We start from the raw sequence: 472 nt of genomic DNA on the forward strand, positions 1-472 counted from the left end.
ATTGGCACCCGGGCGATCGTAGGTGGTCACCATCACACCTTGTCCAGCGCGGATTGCCCCCCATCCCGATGTGCGAAGCTCCTGGCCTTCACCGCGGTATTCGAGCTTGTTGTTGACCAGGTATCCAAGGTTTAGCTGTGATTTCCCGGAGTGTTCCGTGCCAAGCTTGATGCCTTCCTGGCCCGACCAGTCTTCCATGCGCAGCTTGTTGTTGCTCTGCGTGCGGATCATGTTGCGGGAGAGCCAGCGGCGGTCGTTCGTGATCAGGTCACGCGCCTGGCTGTGGTGGTGAAAGGCCGTAATTTCCGGCTTGTCAGGGTCGCCATCCCGAAATGAAATGACTGCCTCGTCGTTATCCAGTGCGACGAAGTGCAGACCGGTCTGCAGCTTCCCGGCGAACGGTTTCGCCAGACGCAACGGCACGCTTTCACCGCCATGAGGCGAGGCCCCGAAATCGGCGTCCAGACGGACA

Annotated in this window: 1 protein-coding gene; it reads right to left on the reverse strand. The window is 60.2% G+C overall.

The features are described from left to right. The coding region (locus U5768_RS31895; protein WP_322034297.1) for a type VI secretion system Vgr family protein at positions 1-472 on the reverse strand (472 nt) is incomplete at both ends.

The organism is Paraburkholderia sp. J76 (genome assembly GCF_905220295.1).
Taxonomy (GTDB): Bacteria; Pseudomonadota; Gammaproteobacteria; order Burkholderiales; family Burkholderiaceae; genus Paraburkholderia.